The sequence below is a fragment of the Amycolatopsis sp. NPDC000009 genome, assembly GCF_055563465.1.
This window is the reverse complement of record NZ_JBVHDI010000010.1, coordinates 23,314-37,691: the sequence shown is the minus strand read 5'-3', so window position 1 is coordinate 37,691 and position 14,378 is coordinate 23,314. Positions and strand designations below refer to the sequence as shown.

The 14,378-nt window shown below is 70.5% G+C and carries 11 protein-coding genes; 7 read left to right on the top strand and 4 right to left on the bottom strand.

The window, feature by feature from the left end:
• Positions 1–49: 49 nt before the first annotated feature.
• Together ACZ3HL_RS25010 and ACZ3HL_RS25005 are read right to left on the bottom strand one after the other, a co-directional pair.
• A complete protein-coding gene (locus ACZ3HL_RS25010) occupies positions 50–880 on the bottom strand; it encodes a siderophore-interacting protein (protein WP_465416874.1) in 831 nt (276 codons plus the stop codon).
• Positions 881–894: 14 nt separating this feature from the next.
• Positions 895–1,218, bottom strand: coding sequence for an MGMT family protein (locus tag ACZ3HL_RS25005; RefSeq protein WP_465534091.1), 324 nt, complete (start codon positions 1,216–1,218; stop codon positions 895–897).
• A gap of 54 nt (positions 1,219–1,272) precedes the next feature.
• On the opposite strand from ACZ3HL_RS25005, the gene ACZ3HL_RS25000 reads away from it, so the two are divergent.
• Positions 1,273–4,488 carry an ATP-dependent helicase gene (locus ACZ3HL_RS25000; RefSeq protein ID WP_465534089.1) on the top strand — a complete coding sequence of 1,072 codons (3,216 nt, stop codon included), beginning with the start codon at positions 1,273–1,275 and terminating at the stop codon, positions 4,486–4,488.
• Positions 4,485–7,742 carry an ATP-dependent helicase gene (locus tag ACZ3HL_RS24995; protein WP_465534087.1) on the top strand — a complete coding sequence of 1,086 codons (3,258 nt, stop codon included), beginning with the start codon at positions 4,485–4,487 and terminating at the stop codon, positions 7,740–7,742. Before ACZ3HL_RS25000 ends, ACZ3HL_RS24995 begins: the two co-directional genes overlap by 4 nt.
• 68 nt (positions 7,743–7,810) lie before the next feature.
• Here ACZ3HL_RS24995 and ACZ3HL_RS24990 read toward each other — a convergent pair whose 3' ends face one another.
• The gene (locus ACZ3HL_RS24990) at positions 7,811–8,197 is read right to left on the bottom strand and encodes a DoxX family protein (RefSeq protein ID WP_465534085.1); all 387 of its coding nucleotides are present in this window, start codon (positions 8,195–8,197) and stop codon (positions 7,811–7,813) included.
• 88 nt (positions 8,198–8,285) lie between these two features.
• Here ACZ3HL_RS24990 and ACZ3HL_RS24985 point away from each other — a divergent pair, with 88 nt between their 5' ends.
• Entirely contained in the window at positions 8,286–9,362 is a 1,077-nt protein-coding gene (locus ACZ3HL_RS24985) for a potassium channel family protein (RefSeq protein ID WP_276366998.1), read from the top strand.
• A 165-nt stretch (positions 9,363–9,527) separates the two neighbouring features.
• Entirely contained in the window at positions 9,528–9,935 is a 408-nt protein-coding gene (locus ACZ3HL_RS24980) for a hypothetical protein (protein WP_465417345.1), read from the top strand.
• A gap of 194 nt (positions 9,936–10,129) precedes the next feature.
• Here ACZ3HL_RS24980 and ACZ3HL_RS24975 read toward each other — a convergent pair whose 3' ends face one another.
• Entirely contained in the window at positions 10,130–11,215 is a 1,086-nt protein-coding gene (locus ACZ3HL_RS24975) for a neutral zinc metallopeptidase (protein ID WP_465416860.1), read from the bottom strand.
• 216 nt (positions 11,216–11,431) lie between these two features.
• Here ACZ3HL_RS24975 and ACZ3HL_RS24970 point away from each other — a divergent pair, with 216 nt between their 5' ends.
• Genes ACZ3HL_RS24970 through ACZ3HL_RS24960 form a run of 3 tightly spaced genes read left to right on the top strand, consistent with a single transcriptional unit; the run spans position 11,432 to position 14,366 of the window.
• On the top strand, positions 11,432–12,610 hold the full coding sequence (locus ACZ3HL_RS24970; RefSeq protein WP_465534082.1) for a DUF7847 domain-containing protein: 1,179 nt from the start codon (positions 11,432–11,434) through the stop codon (positions 12,608–12,610).
• Positions 12,604–13,245, top strand: a complete 642-nt coding sequence (locus ACZ3HL_RS24965) for a DUF4129 domain-containing protein (protein ID WP_465534080.1) — start codon at positions 12,604–12,606, stop codon at positions 13,243–13,245. Before ACZ3HL_RS24970 ends, ACZ3HL_RS24965 begins: the two co-directional genes overlap by 7 nt.
• Positions 13,242–14,366 carry a DUF4350 domain-containing protein gene (locus ACZ3HL_RS24960; protein ID WP_465534078.1) on the top strand — a complete coding sequence of 375 codons (1,125 nt, stop codon included), beginning with the start codon at positions 13,242–13,244 and terminating at the stop codon, positions 14,364–14,366. Before ACZ3HL_RS24965 ends, ACZ3HL_RS24960 begins: the two co-directional genes overlap by 4 nt.
• Positions 14,367–14,378 lie beyond the last annotated feature (12 nt).

The window sequence follows — 14,378 nt, the reverse complement described above, 5'->3', positions numbered from 1 at the left end:
ACCCCTCTTGGCGCCGGTAGCCGAAGTGCGCCACGTCCAGCGCGAGAGCTCAGTCCTCGTCGGGCGAAGGAGTCTCTCCCGCCTCCGCCTGCCTCATCGCTTCGCGCCCAGCGGCCTCTTCGCTCACCCCTTGCCGCCAGTACCCCGTGAAGCAGATCGCCCGCTTGTCGATCCCGCGCTCCCGCACGAGGTGCCGCCGCACCAGCTTCACCATGTTCGCTTCGCCGGAGATCCACGCGTACGGCGTCCCGCCCGGCAGCTCCGCCTTCTTCACGGCTTCGAGCACCGCGTCGCCGACCGGGCCCGAGCCCCGCACCACCCAGTGCAGCTCCACGGTCCCCTTCGTTTCGAAGACCTGCCGATCTTCGCGATCACTGATCTCGACGTAGACCACCGCTCGCGTCCCGGCGGGCAGCGCTTCGACGATCGCGCCGATCGCCGGGATCGCGGTCTCGTCGCCGACCAGCAGCTGCCAGGTCGTGTCCGAGGGCACGTCGTAGAGCCCGTGCGGCCCGAGGAAAGCGACCCGATCGCCCTCCGAGGCGCGCGAAGCCCACGCGGAGGCCGGGCCTTCGTCGCCGTGCAGTACGAAGTCGATGTCGACCTCCTGTACCGACGGTCGCAGCGCGCGCACGGTGTACGTGCGCATCGCCGGGCGGACGTCGTCGGGCATCGCGAGGTAGGTCCGGTACCAGGACAGCACTTCGTCGCCGGCCAGCGGCGCGGGCAGCACGGGTTCCGCCTGGCCGGGGCGCGGGAAGAACACCTTCAGGTACTGGTCGGGCGCGTGGTCCACCAGCGACGCCCCCGAGAAGGTCACCCTGCTCATATGCGGGGTCAGCCTCCGGACCCCGGTCACCTTCGCCTCGATGTAGCTCATTAGGGGAGGCTAACCTAAAACAGTCCGCCCGAACCAGCGTCGTCGCCCGGATCACGCTGCCAGCGGTATTTTCGCAGGTCGACGCGCTGGCCGTCGGGTATCACGCCTTCCGCGCGCAGCCGTTGCAACTGTTCGTCGACCAGATGCGGAGCGGGTGTCCCGTCGGCTCGCAGAATGCGGTGCCACGGCAGATCGTGGCCGTCCTCGCCGAGGATCCGGCCCACCAGCCGCGGCGACGGCGCTCCCGAAACCGACGCTATATCCCCATAAGTCGCGACCGAGCCGGCGGGCACGCTCGCGATGACCTCGCGCACCCGCTCGTGCAGTTCGTCATCCATGGGACCACTTTGCCGTGCCGCTGCGAGGTTGTGTCGGCGGGGCGTGGTTCCATCGTGGGCGTGAACGGGCGGCGAACAGCGGCAGGAACCGACGCGCGGCTGGTCCGCACGCCGGTCACCGGCACGCCGTCCTTCCAGTGGGATTCCGGCGCCCGCCGCCTGCTGGCCGCCCCGGACGGCTTCCGCCGGGTCCTCGGCGGGCCGGGCACGGGCAAGACGGCGTTGCTGGCGTCGGCGGCGTCGCGGCGTATCGCCGAGGGCGCGAATCCGGAGAGCGTGCTCATCCTGACCACCTCCCGCAAGGCGGCCGAGGTCCTGCGCGCCGACATCACCCACCGGCTCACCACCGACCCGGAAGAGGATCCGCTGCCGCGCACGATCCGTGAGCCGCTCGTGCGCACGGTGCACTCGTACGCGTACGCGCTGTTACGGATGGAGGCGCAGGCCGACGATCTCCCCCCGCCCCGCCTGCTGGCCGGAGCGGAACAGGACGTCGTCGTCCGAGACCTGCTCGCCGGCGACCTCGAAGAGGGCGCGCTCGACTGGCCGGAGCAGCTGCGGCCCGCGCTGTGCGTGCCCGGCTTCGCCGAGGAACTGCGAGACCTCCTGCTCCGCGCCGCCGAACGCGGGCTCGGCCCGGAGGATCTGGCCGAGCTCGGCAGGCGCCGCGGCCGTGAGGAATGGATCGCGGCCGGGCGCTTCTGGAGTCAGTACGAAGAGGTCACGCTGCTGCAGGGCGCGGGCGGCAACGCGCTCGGCGTGGCGAGCGCGCCCGCGCTGGACGCCGCCGAGCTGGTCACTTCCGCGCTGCTCGCGCTGGAGGACGATCCCGATCTGCGTGAGCGCGAACAGCGCCGCGTCCGGCACCTCTTCGTCGACGACGCACAACATCTCGACCCGTTGCAGACGCAGCTCATCCGGCTCATCGGGCACGCGGCCGACGAGTTCGTCGTCGCGGGCGATCCCGATCAGTCCGTGTTCTCCTTCCGCGGCGCGGATCCCAGCCTGTTCGCCGACGCGGACGAGGACGGCGAGCGCACCGTCCTGCTCACCACGGCCCACCGGCTCGCCCCGGTGATCCGCACGGCCGTCACGAAACTCGGCTCCGTGCTGCCCGGTTCGTCGCCGCAGCGCAAACTCGTCGACGCGCCGGACGCCGAGGGCGGCGCCGTCCGAGTCCGCCTGATGCCGACCCCCGCCGCCGAGGCGAGCTGGATCGCCGATCAGCTCCGCCGCGCGCATCTCGTCGACGGCGTGCCGTGGTCGGAGATGGCGGTGCTCGTCCGCTCGCCTGCTCGTACTTTCCTTGTCCTGCAACGCGCTCTGCGAGCTGCCGGGGTGCCCATCGGTTCCGCCACCGAAGAATTGCCGCTCGCGAAGCAGCCCGCAGTTCGTCCTTTGCTGGCGATGCTGCGGCTCGCCGCGGATCCGGAGCTGCTGGACGTCGACCTGGCCGAGATGCTGCTGTCCTCGCCCTTGGGCGGCGCGGATCCGCTCGCCCTGCGAAGGCTGCGTCGCGGCCTGCGCAGGCTGGAGCTCGCCGGTGGCGGGCAGCGGTCGAGCGACGAGCTGCTGGTGGAAGCCTTACGTGCCAACGATGTCCTCACCGGTCTGGCCGACGCCGAGGCGTTGCCGATGCGCCGGATCGGCGGCCTGCTGCACGCGGCGCACCAGGCCGTCGTGCGCGGGGACGGCGTCGAGCAGGTGCTGTGGGATCTCTGGCAGGCGAGTGCCCTGGAGGATCGCCTGCTGCGATTGGTCGATCGTGGCGGTTCGCTCGGCTCCCAGGCGGATCGCGACCTCGACGCGATCGTCGCGCTCTTCGACGCGGCCGGTCGCTATGTCGACAGATTGCCGAAGGCGAGTGTCGCCTCGTTCGCGGATTACCTGTCCTCGCAGAACATCGCCGGTGACACACTGGCGCCCGCGGCCATGAAGAGTGACGGTGTTTCGCTGCTCACCGCGCACGCGTCCGCCGGTCGCGAGTGGACGGTCGTGGCCATCGCCGGTGTCCAGGAGGGCAGCTGGCCGGATCTGCGGCTGCGCGGTTCCGTGCTCGGCGTCGAGCGGCTGGTCGACCTCATGTCCGGCGTGGACGCCGAAAAGGTGTCCGCCACCGCGCCCATCCTCGCAGAAGAACGGCGGCTGTTCTACCTGGCCGCGAGCCGCGCGCGGAAGACGTTGCTGGTCAGCGCGGTCGCGGGGGAGGACGAGCAGCCCTCGCGGTTCATCGACGATCTGGAGGAGAACGGCGCGGACGACGGCGGCCTCGATTCGCGGATGAAGCCGGCGGGACGCTCGCTGGTGCTCGCCGAACTCGTCGGCGAACTGCGCGAGGTCGTCTGCGACGAATCGAGCGAGCCGGAAAGGCGCCAGCGGGCGGCGCGTCAGCTCGCCAAACTGGCCGCCGCCGGGGTGCCGGGCGCGCATCCGGGCACCTGGTACGGGTTGCTGGAACCCTCCACCGGCGAACCCGTGCACGGGCCGGGCGATCTCATCCGGATTTCACCGTCCACTGTGGAGGTTCTGGTCAAATGCCCGCTGCGCTGGCTGATCGAACGCCACGGCGGCAGTGACCCGGCGCAGCTCGCGGCGGTCACGGGGACGCTGGTGCACGGTCTCGCGCAGGCGGTGGCGGGCGGCAGCAGTGACGAACAGATCCGCGCCGCCCTCGACGAAGCGTGGGTGCGGGTCGACGCGGGAGCTCCGTGGTTCTCGCGCCGCGAGCGGTCGCGGGTCGAGCAGATGCTGCGGAACTTCATCACCTGGCTGGAATCCAGCCGCAAGGAGCTGATCGAAGCCGGAGTCGAGCAGGACATCGAGGTCGAGCTCCCGGTGGGCGATGACGACGTCCGCGTGCTCCTGCGCGGCCGCGTCGACCGCGTGGAGATGGACAAGGACGGCCGTCCGGTCGTCATCGACATCAAGACCGGCAAGGTCCCGATCTCGGCCGCCGACGCCGAACAGCATCCGCAGCTCGCCGCGTACCAGCTCGCCGTGCTGCTCGGCGCGGTCGAGGGCGGTTCGAAACCCGGTGGCGCGCGGCTGGTCTACGTCGCGAAGTCCAACAACAAGACCGGATCCACCCAGCGTGAGCAGGCGCCGCTGGACGAGGACGGCGGCAAGCAGTGGCTCGAACTGGTGCGCTCGGCGGCCGGATCCGCCGCGGGACCGGAGTACGGCGTCACCGAGAACCCGGACTGTGACCGTTGCCCGGCAAGGGGTTGCTGCCCGCTGCGGCCCGAGGGCAGGCAGGTGACCGGCCCGTGATCTCCGAACTCCAGCGCCGCCAGGTCGAGCCGGGTGAGATCGCCCGCGCGCTCGGCCTGCACAGCCCCACCGACGAGCAGGCCGAGGTGATCGCCGCGCCGATCGAGCCGTCGCTGGTCGTCGCGGGCGCCGGTGCGGGCAAGACCGAGACGATGGCCGCGCGCGTGGTGTGGCTCGTGGCCAACAGCGTCGTGCCGCCGGAACGCGTGCTCGGCCTGACCTTCACCCGGAAAGCCGCCCGCCAGCTCGGCGAACGCGTCCGCACCCGGCTGCGCCGCCTCGTCGGATCGGGCCTGCTCGACAAGATCGACCCGACCGGCGACCTGCGCACCACGGTGACCGCGGGCGAGCCGACGGTGCTCACCTATCACGCGTACGCCGGGCGGCTGCTGTCCGAACACGGCCTGCGGTTGCCCGTCCAGCCTGGCGTCCGGCTGCTTTCGGAGACGTCCTCGTGGCAGTTCTCGCATCGGGTCGTGTCCACTTGGGACAATGACCTGGACACCGACCGCGTGCCCGCGACGGTGACGGCGCAGTTGCTGGCGCTGGCCGGGGAACTCGGCGAGCATCTGGTCGAGACCGAACGGCTCGCGGAGTACACGTCGTGGCTGTGCGAGGTCATCGAGAACGCGCCGCGCGCGAAGGGGCAGCGCGCGTCGTTGCCGCAGAAACTGGCCGAAGTCATGGCCGCGCAACGGTTCCGGCTCGCACTCCTGCCGCTGGTCGAGGCGTACCACACGCGGAAACGGGCGGAAGGCGCGCTCGACTTCGCCGACCAGATGTCGCTCGCCGCGCAGCTCGCCAGCAGCTATCCCGCGGTGGTCGCGGGGGAGCGCGAGCGCTACGGCGCCGTCCTGCTCGACGAGTACCAGGACACCGGGCACGCCCAGCGGATCCTGCTGCGGTCGCTGTTCGGCGGTGTCGAACATCCGCCGATGCCGGTGACGGCGGTGGGTGACCCGGCGCAGGCCATCTACGGCTGGCGCGGGGCGAGCGCGGCGAACCTGCCCCGGTTCACCACGGACTTCCCGCGTGACAACGGCGAACGGCTCGTCCCGGCCTGGGATTTCGGGCTGCTGACCAGTTTTCGCAATCCACCGGAGGTGCTCGAACTCGCGAACGCGATCTCGGAACCGTTGCGGGAACGCGGTCTCGGCGTCGCCCGGCTGCGCGCGCTGGAAGGCGCAGGGTCGGCCGATATCGCCGCCGCGCTGCTGCCGGACGTCCGCGCCGAACGCGAGTGGGTGGCCGACGCGGTGGCGAAACGCTGGTTCGAAACCGTAGAGGAGACCGGAAAACCGCCGACGGCCGCGGTACTGGTGCGCCGTCGCGCCGACATGGCGCCGATCGCGGCGGAAATGCGGGCACGCGGGCTGCCGGTGGAGGTCGTCGGTCTCGGCGGCCTTCTCGACGAACCCGAGGTCGCGGACCTGGTCAGCACGTTGCGCGTCCTCGCGGACCCGCTCGCGGGCAGCGCCGCCGCCCGGTTGCTGACCGGGGCGCGCTGGCGGATCGCGGCGGCCGACCTCGCGGCGTTGTGGCGCCGAGCGGGCGAACTGTCGTCGCCGGTTCCGCCGTCGGGGAAGTCCGATGTGGACGAACCGGTGCTGGTGACCGAACGGGTCGAGCAGGCCGGGCTCGCCGACGCCATCGACGATCCCGGGACGCCGGAACGGTATTCGCCCGAGGGTTACCGGCGGATCCGGAAGATCGGCGCCGAGCTTTCGGCGTTGCGACGGCGGCTGGACCAGTCGCTGCCCGAACTGGTCGCCGACGTGGAACGCACCATGCTGCTCGACGTCGAATCGCTGGCCCGCCCCGGACCCGCCGGGCGCGCGCACCTGGACGCTTTCGCCGACGTCGTCACGGATTTCGCCGAAACGTCGCCGACGGCCACCCTCTTGTCCTTTGTGGACTATCTGAACACGGCCGCGCACGCGGAGGACGGGCTCACGCCCGGCGAGGTGGAGGTCGTCCCGGATCGGGTCCAGGTGCTGACGGTGCACTCGGCCAAGGGGCTGGAATGGCGCATCGTCGCGATCCCGCATCTGGTCAAGGAGGTCTTCCCCGGCAGGCGGCGTTCGTCGTCGTGGCTGCGGACGTCGACCTCGTTGCCCGCCGCGCTGCGCGGTGACTCCGAGGACTTGCCTGAGCTGCGGATTCCCGAAGGCGCGGACCGCAAGGAAGTGCAGGAAGCGCTGGAGCTGCACGAGGAAGGCTTCGTCGCGCGTGAAGCGGACGAGGAGCGGCGGCTCTGCTACGTCGCGCTGACCCGTTCCGAGCACACGATGCTGATCTCCGGTCATTGGTGGAACGAGAGCAGCGCGCGGCCGAAGGGGCCGTCGGAGTTCCTGCTCGAAATCGGCGAGGTGATGCGGGCGAACTCGGTCGGCCGGATCGAGCACTGGGCCGACGAGCCGGAGACCGACGGCGAGAATCCGCTGGTCGCCGACTCCCGGCGGTCGCGGTGGCCGGTCGATCCGCTGTGGCCGCGGCGCGAAGGCGTCACGAACGGCGTCGACCTGGTGCTCGGGGCGATGGAAGACGCCGAACACGCCGAGGAAGAGGAAGAGGACGATCCGGACGGCTGGATCTCCGACACCAAGGTGCTCCTGGAGGAGCGCGCGCGGGCGCGGGATCGCGTGCAGCAGGTCGTCCTGCCGCCGCATCTTTCGGTGAGTCAGCTGGTCGAACTGTCGGCCGACCCCGCCGCGCTGGCCAAACGGCTGAGGCGGCCGCTTCCCGTGCGCCCCAACACTTACGCGCGCCGGGGGACGGCGTTCCACGGCTGGCTGGAGCAACGGTTCGGCGGCGAGCAGCTGCTGGAGATCCACGACCTGCCGGGCGCGGCGGACGTCGACGAGGCGCCCGATACCGAGCTGGAGGCGTTGCAGACCGCGTTCGAGAAGAGCGAGTGGGCGCATCGGGTGCCGCACGCCGTCGAGGTCCCGTTCTCGGCGGACGTCGTGGGTGTGACGGTGCGCGGGCGGATGGACGCCGTGTTCGCGGACGCGGACGGCGGCTGGACCGTCGTCGACTGGAAGACCGGAGCCGTGCCGGACAAGGACCGGCTCGAACCGCTGGCCGTGCAGCTGGCGGCGTACCGGCTGGCTTGGGCGGCACTCAAGAAGGTGCCGGTGGAGAAGGTCCGGGCGGCGTTCCACTACGTGAAGCACGACAAGACCGTCCGGCCGGCGGATCTGCTGGACGCCGAAGGCCTGCGTCAACTCCTGCGGAGCGTCCCGACGATCTAGCATTTAGTCCTCTGGATGCGGTCCTTGCGCGTGCAACTACCGCATCCAGAGGACGAAATGCGGGGGGATCAGGCGCGGTCGCGCACCTTCAGGGCCCAGGCCACCAGCGGGATCTGGAGGGGCACGCGGGCCCAGAAGGCCGCCCGCCAGTGCTTCGGGGCTTTACGGCGGTCGGCGTCGACGGCCATCTTGACGTTCCCAGGCAGCACCACGACGAACAGCAGCGCGGCCGCGAGCCCGCCGAGCCGTCGCGTCTTCGGGTTGGCGACCGCGGCGGCGACGCCCAGCTCGGCCACGCCGGAGCCGTAGGTCCACGCGCGCGGGGAGCCGGGGAGCTGCTTCGGGATGATGGCGTCGAACGGCTTCGGCTGGACGAAGTGCAGCACACCGGCCGCGCCGAGCAGGCCGGCGAGGAAATACGCGGGCCGCTGAGACGGCTTGGAATCCGAAGACATGCCCTGAGCTTCGCATACCGCGCTCAGGGCGAGGATCTTCGGCTATCCTCCCGACCGTGAGTGACGCGGACCAGGCCGGAGCCTGCGCATGAAGGTTCTCAAGCGTTTCCCGGTCCGGCTGAGCGACCGACCGGACCACGAGCTCGTCGGCGTGATCCGCATGCCGGAACTGACGGTCAGCCCGCTGCGGGCCATCTCCAAGCGGATCATCGGCGCGATGCTCGCCCTGCTCGCGACCGTTCTGATCGTCTACCTCGACCGGGACGGCTACCGCGACGCCAACGGCGACGGGCTCACCTTCCTCGACAGCCTCTATTACGCGACGGTGTCGCTGTCGACCACGGGATACGGCGACATCGCGCCCGCGACGCCGTCCGCGCGGCTGGTGAACGTCCTGGTGATCACCCCGCTCCGGGTGCTCTTCCTCATCGTCCTGGTCGGTACCACACTCGAAGTGCTCACCGAGCGCTCCCGCCAGGCTTTCAAGATCCAAAAGTGGAGGACGAAGGTGCGTGACCACACGGTCGTCGTCGGATTCGGCACGAAGGGCCGGTCGGCGGTCAACGCGCTGCTCGGGGACGAGAACGTCGAACCCGACCACATCGTCGTCGTGGACACCGACCAGCAGGCCCTCGAAGCGGCCACGTCACTCGGCCTGGTGACCGTGCACGGCTCGGCCACCCGCGCCGACGTGCTGCGCGTCGCCGGCGTGCAGCGGGCCAAGGCCGTCGTCGTCGCCCCGAACCGGGACGACACCGCCGTGCTGGTCACGCTGACCGCGCGTGAGCTGGCGCCGAAGTCGCATATCGTGGCGTCGGTGCGGGAGGCGGAGAACGTCCACCTGCTCAAGCAGTCGGGCGCGAACCAGGTCGTGGTGTCGAGCGAGACCGCCGGACGCCTGCTCGGCATGGCGACGTCCACGCCGCTGGTGGTCGACATGGTCGAGGACCTGCTCACCCCCGAATCCGGCCTCGCGATCGCCGAACGCCCGGTCGAGCCGTCCGAAGAGGGCGGTTCGCCGCGGCACCTGCCGGACATCGTGCTGGGTGTCGTCCGCGACGGTGTCCTGTACCGGGTGGACGCGCCGCAGGCCGACGCGATCGAGCCGGGGGACAAGCTGCTGTACATCCGGAAGGTGACCTCGGCGGAGACGATCGAGCGGTAGCAAGGGACCTTTGCTACCACCCTCCCCGGACGAGAAGGGCTCCTCTGCTCTGCCGCCGCCTCCCGGGGCTCCTGTGTTTTGCCGCGAGGTTCTGGGAGCATGGCGTTCGTGCGCAAGCGATCGGACCCCGCCAGAGGGCTCACCCCGGGGTGGAACTCCCTGGCCGTGGCGGCCGGTGCCGGCCTGCTGGTGATCTTCCTGGCCTGGCTCGCCGGGCCGGGGCTGTTCGGCATCACGAACGAGACCAAGGGGACGACCGTGCAGGCGGAGGTCGTCGAGCCCGCGACCTGCGCGGGCGGCGGCTCGACCGAGAAGGTCAAGTTCGAATTCGGCGGCAAGCCGATGGAGGGTTCGCTCAACGGCTGCGGTCACGGCAAGGGTGAGCGCCTCGAGGTCGTCGTCCCCGACGGTGCTTCGGGGGACGCGGTTCCGGTGCACGCGGCCGACGCGACGGCGGGAGCGAGTGACGCGCGGCGGCCGCTCGGGCTGGCGCTGCTGGTTTTCAGCTGCTTCGCGGGCGGAATGTACGTCTTCTTGGTGGTGCGCGGGCCGCGGGTGCCGGTGACCGCCTGATCCCTGGCTCGTGAGTGGTAAGGACGGTTCTAACCGTCCTTACCACTCACGAGACCGGATACTCGACGTGAGTGGGACGTTCAACGTCTCTGAAACCACACACCTCCGTCGTGACGCCACCCCACCACCCCAAGCGCGTGAAGGCCCCCTTCCCTCGGCTCAGCCGAGGGAAGGGGGCCTTCACGCGCGAAAGGTCAGGAAACGGCGCTCGCCGGGGCCGAGAAGGTGTTGCAGTCGGCGATCCGGTTGTTGCTCGCACCCGCCCGCCACCAGGACGCGTAGTGCGCGTTCGTCCCGTGGTCCTGGCTGCGCGAGGTGTTGTCGCCCCGGGTCTCCTGGTCGTTCCAGGCCTTGTTGTACATGTCCCGGCTGACCGTGCCGCCCTGGTCGACGTGCGCGCCGAGGAACATCCCGGAGAAGCACTGCGCCTGGAGTTCCTTGCGCCGCGACATCTCCAGCCCGGCGGGGCTGTTCTGGCCGGCGTCGTAGATCTTCTGCCAGGCCGCGTCCATCAGCCCGGCGACCTCCTGCACGTGGTGCCCGTACTCGTGCGCGAAAAGAGCGAGGTAGACGCCGGGGTTGTTGCCGTACTGGTCGGTTTGAAGACCACGGAACGGCACGTAGAGATTGTTTTCGCAGTAGTACGCCGCCGTCGCGATACCCACCTGGATCGTGCCGCATTCGGTCTCGAAGCTGGCCCCGGTCGGGAAGTGCAGCGCGGGCGGGGTGAACGGCAGGTCGTAGGCGTCGAGGAACGGGCCCCAGGCGTTGTCGAGGCATTTGCCGGCCGCCGTGAAGAACGCCTCGGCGGCCTGCTGGCTGCTCTGCCACTGCGGCAGCGTGCAGACGCGGTTCCGCAGGCCGGCGTTGGGATCCTGGAGGATCGGGTGGTCGGCGAGCTTGAGGATCTTCTGCGGGCCGCTCGACGAGGACGGCGCCCGGGACGGCGACGTCGGGAACGGGTTCGTCGAGGACGAGGGCGACGAAGACCCGCTCGGCGGCAGTTCCGCCCGCGAGGACGTGTTCGGCAGCGTGCTGTAGCCCGCGTTCGCTACGTGATCGGAGTCGTCACGATTGAGTGAAACGATCGCCACCAGCCCGAGGACCAGTACGGCGACCGCGCCGAGGCAGATACCGATGATCGCGCCCACGGACCTGCGCGGCGGCGGAGGCGGGAAGTGGTGCGGCGCGCCGTGCCACTGGGCAGGGTGCTGGCCGTGCACCGGCGGTGGCTGGACGGCGCCGCGTGGCGGCCACTGGCCGTGGGGCGGTTGCGTCATCAAGTCGGTCCCGGTGGTTCTAGGGGCGAACCGGGGGTACCCGGCCCGATGTTCAGCATAACGAGCTAACGGTGTCCCCACCCACAGCTCGGCTGCAGAGGGTATCCAGCGTGAGGCGAGCGGTCACCCATCAGTGTCTTCCCCCCAGCTCTGGCTGGGTGTCGGACCCTCTGGAAGAGTGGGCGCAAGCAACGTGAACGGGTAAGGGGCTGTCGCATGACGGAGACCGGCGGATCGTCCGGGCCTGAAGGCACCGAGACGCCGAAGCCGCAGGCGGGGGGACCAGCACAGTCGCAGGCGGGGGGATCGGCACAGTCGCAGGCGGGGGAGTCGGCACAGTCGTCCGCCGACACGCCGACGCCGCCGCAGGGGCAAGTACCGCCTTCTCCGGCGCCGGAGCAGCAGTGGCAGTCCCCGTCCGGGGCGACGCCGCCGCCTCCTCCGCTGCCGTCGTATCAGCCGCCGCCGCAGCAGCAGTATCCGAATTGGAAGGTCGGCCTCGGCAGGCCCGGCGTCATCCCGCTGCGCCCGCTGAACCTGACCGACATCCTCGACGGCGCGGTCACCGCCATGCGCAAGTACTGGCGGATGGTCTTCGGTGCCGCCGCGGTCACCGCCGTGCTCACCGCGGCCATCAACCTGGTCGGGTTGCTGCTGGTCGACACCACCGCCGACCTCGAGCGGATGCGCGATCTCGGCCCGGCGGCCACCGATCAGGAACTGATGAACCAGATGCTCGGCGTTCTCGGCGGGACGCTGGCGTCGTCGTCGATCAGCCTGGTCGCCACCTTGCTCGGGACGACGATCCTCACCGGATTCCTGACCGTGCTGATGGGCAAGGCCGTGCTGGGCAAGCCGGTCACCTTCAAGGAGGCGCTGCGTGAGGCGACGCCGCGGCTGCTGCCGCTGCTCGGCCTGACCGTGCTCTACACGCTGGCGATCATGGTCGCCGCGATCTTCTGCCTGCTGCCCGCGATCATCCCCTACACCTTCTGGGCGCTGGCCAGCCCGGCGTTCATCCTCGAACGCGGCACGGTGATGGAGGCGTTCCGCCGGTCGGTGAAGCTGGTGTCGGGGATGTTCTGGCGGGTCTTCGGCATCCTGCTGCTGGCCACCGTGATCTCGTCGTTCCTGGCGTCCATCATCACGATCCCGTTCAGCTTCAGTGCCTTCCTGTCCATTTTCGGTGATCTGGATCAGATGTACGTCCCGTCGACCGGTGACCTGATCCTGCAGTCGGTGGGCACGGTGATCGCGCAGACGATCGTCGGCCCCTTCACCGCGCTGGTCACCGTGATCCTCTACATCGATCAGCGGATGCGCCGTGAGGGCATGGACATCGAGCTGGCCCGCGCGGCCGGGATCGCGACGCCGCCCCCGCCGCGGGCATGGTGACGCGTTTCCTCGCCGAGGTCCCGGTCGACATCGACCGGGACACCGCGCGGCTGCGCGCGGCCGAGGAGCTCTCGGGCGAGGGCTATCAGGCCGCGAGGCCGAGCTGGCTGTCCGAAGCGTTCAACTGGGTGGTCGAAAAGCTGCTGGGCTTCCTCGAAACGGTGGACAGCGCGGTGCCCGGCGGGATCTTCGCCGTGGTGCTGCTGGTCGTCGTGCTGATCGTGCTGGTCGTGGTGATCCGGCTCAAGTCCGGTCCGCTGGCGACGTCGGCCAAGAGCGGGCGAGCCGTGTTCGCCGGGCAGCGCAAGGCGTCCGGCGAACATCGCAAGGCGGCCGAGGAGGCCGCGTCGCGCGGTGACTTCGACGACGCGGTCCGTGAGCGGTTCCGTGCCGTGGTGCGGTCCTTGGAGGAGCGCGCGCTGCTGGACGAGAAGTCCGGCCGGACCGCCGACGAGGCCGCCATCGAAGCAGGACGGCTGTTGCCCGGCGTCGCCGGTCCTTTGCGCGCGGGCGCCCGCCTGTTCGACGACGTCCACTATGGCGGGATCCCCGCCACGGAGGCGAGTTACCGGTCACTGTCCGAATTGGACGAAAGCTGCCGTCGTGCCAGGCCCGTCGCCTTGGCGGCCGGATGACCTCGGTCTCGCCCGACGCCCGCCGGATCTGGCGCGGGGTGCGGCTCCCGCTCGCCGTCGTGCTCCTGATCGTGCTGACCGGGACACTGCTCGTCCTGCTGCGGGGCGACCAGACCACCGGCGCGCTCGAACCGGGTTCGTACGAGCCTGCCGGGAGCCGCGCGCTGGCGACCTTGCTGGAACGGGAAGGTGTCAAGATCCCGGTCGTGCGCACCGCCGCCGAGGCCAAGGGGGTCGCGAGGGGCGCGACGGTCTTGATCACCCGGCCGGAGTACGTCCCCAAGAGTGCCTTCACGGAGATCAGGCAGAACGCCGAGCACATCGTGCTTGTGCAGCCGGGCGCCGGCGCGGTCGAAGAAATCCTTCCCGGCGTGCGGGTGACCGGCCAGGCCGAGACCGAGACTCGCGCGCCCGACTGCGAGGCGAAGGATCCCGTCGCGGCGGGGAACGCGACGATGGGCGGCCTGAAATACTCGGCCACGCAGCCGAGGGCGCAGGAATGCTACGGCGGCTCGTATCTCGAAGTCCCGGGTCCACAAGGGACGGTGACCGTACTCGGCACCCCCGCCCCGCTGACCAACGACCGGCTGGCCGACGAGGGCAACGCGGCGCTGGCGATGCGGCTGCTCGGAAAGCACGAGCGGCTGGTCTGGTATCTGCCGACGGCCGCCGATCCGTCGCTGGAGACCGAGAAGAAGCCGCTGTCCGAGCTGATCCCGGCGGGCTGGTCGTACGCGGCGTTGCAGGCCGGGGTCGCGGTGGTGCTGCTGGCGCTGTGGCGTTCGCGGCGGCTGGGGCCGGTGGTGACGGAACCGATCCCGGTCGTGGTCCGCGCGGCGGAAGCCACCGAAGGACGAGCGAGGTTGTATCGCAAGGCGAAGGCCGCCGCGCACGCCGGGGAAACCCTGCGGGAGGCGGCCCGCGCGCGGCTTCGGCCGTTGCTGGGGCTCACCCGGGACGCCGAGCCTGCCGCGCTCGTGGAGTCCGTCGCCGCGCGGACCGGCCGTGCGCCCGCCGAGATCGGCGCGCTGTTGTACGGGGACCCGCCCGCCGATGACCCCGCGCTCGTGCGGCTGGCGGACGGACTCGATGTCGTGGAACGAGAGGTGGAGCGGTCTTGAGTACCGAACAGT

Bases quoted from the DNA above. Each gene is read 5' to 3' on its own strand.
- ACZ3HL_RS25010 (WP_465416874.1), bottom strand. From the start codon at position 880: ATGAGCTACATCGAGGCGAAGGTGACCGGGGTCCGGAGGCTGACCCCG.
- ACZ3HL_RS25005 (WP_465534091.1), bottom strand. From the start codon at position 1,218: ATGGATGACGAACTGCACGAGCGGGTGCGCGAGGTCATCGCGAGCGTG.
- ACZ3HL_RS24990 (WP_465534085.1), bottom strand. From the start codon at position 8,197: ATGTCTTCGGATTCCAAGCCGTCTCAGCGGCCCGCGTATTTCCTCGCC.
- ACZ3HL_RS24985 (WP_276366998.1), top strand. From the start codon at position 8,286: ATGAAGGTTCTCAAGCGTTTCCCGGTCCGGCTGAGCGACCGACCGGAC.
- ACZ3HL_RS24975 (WP_465416860.1), bottom strand. From the start codon at position 11,215: ATGACGCAACCGCCCCACGGCCAGTGGCCGCCACGCGGCGCCGTCCAG.
- ACZ3HL_RS24970 (WP_465534082.1), top strand. From the start codon at position 11,432: ATGACGGAGACCGGCGGATCGTCCGGGCCTGAAGGCACCGAGACGCCG.
- ACZ3HL_RS24965 (WP_465534080.1), top strand. From the start codon at position 12,604: ATGGTGACGCGTTTCCTCGCCGAGGTCCCGGTCGACATCGACCGGGAC.
- ACZ3HL_RS24960 (WP_465534078.1), top strand. From the start codon at position 13,242: ATGACCTCGGTCTCGCCCGACGCCCGCCGGATCTGGCGCGGGGTGCGG.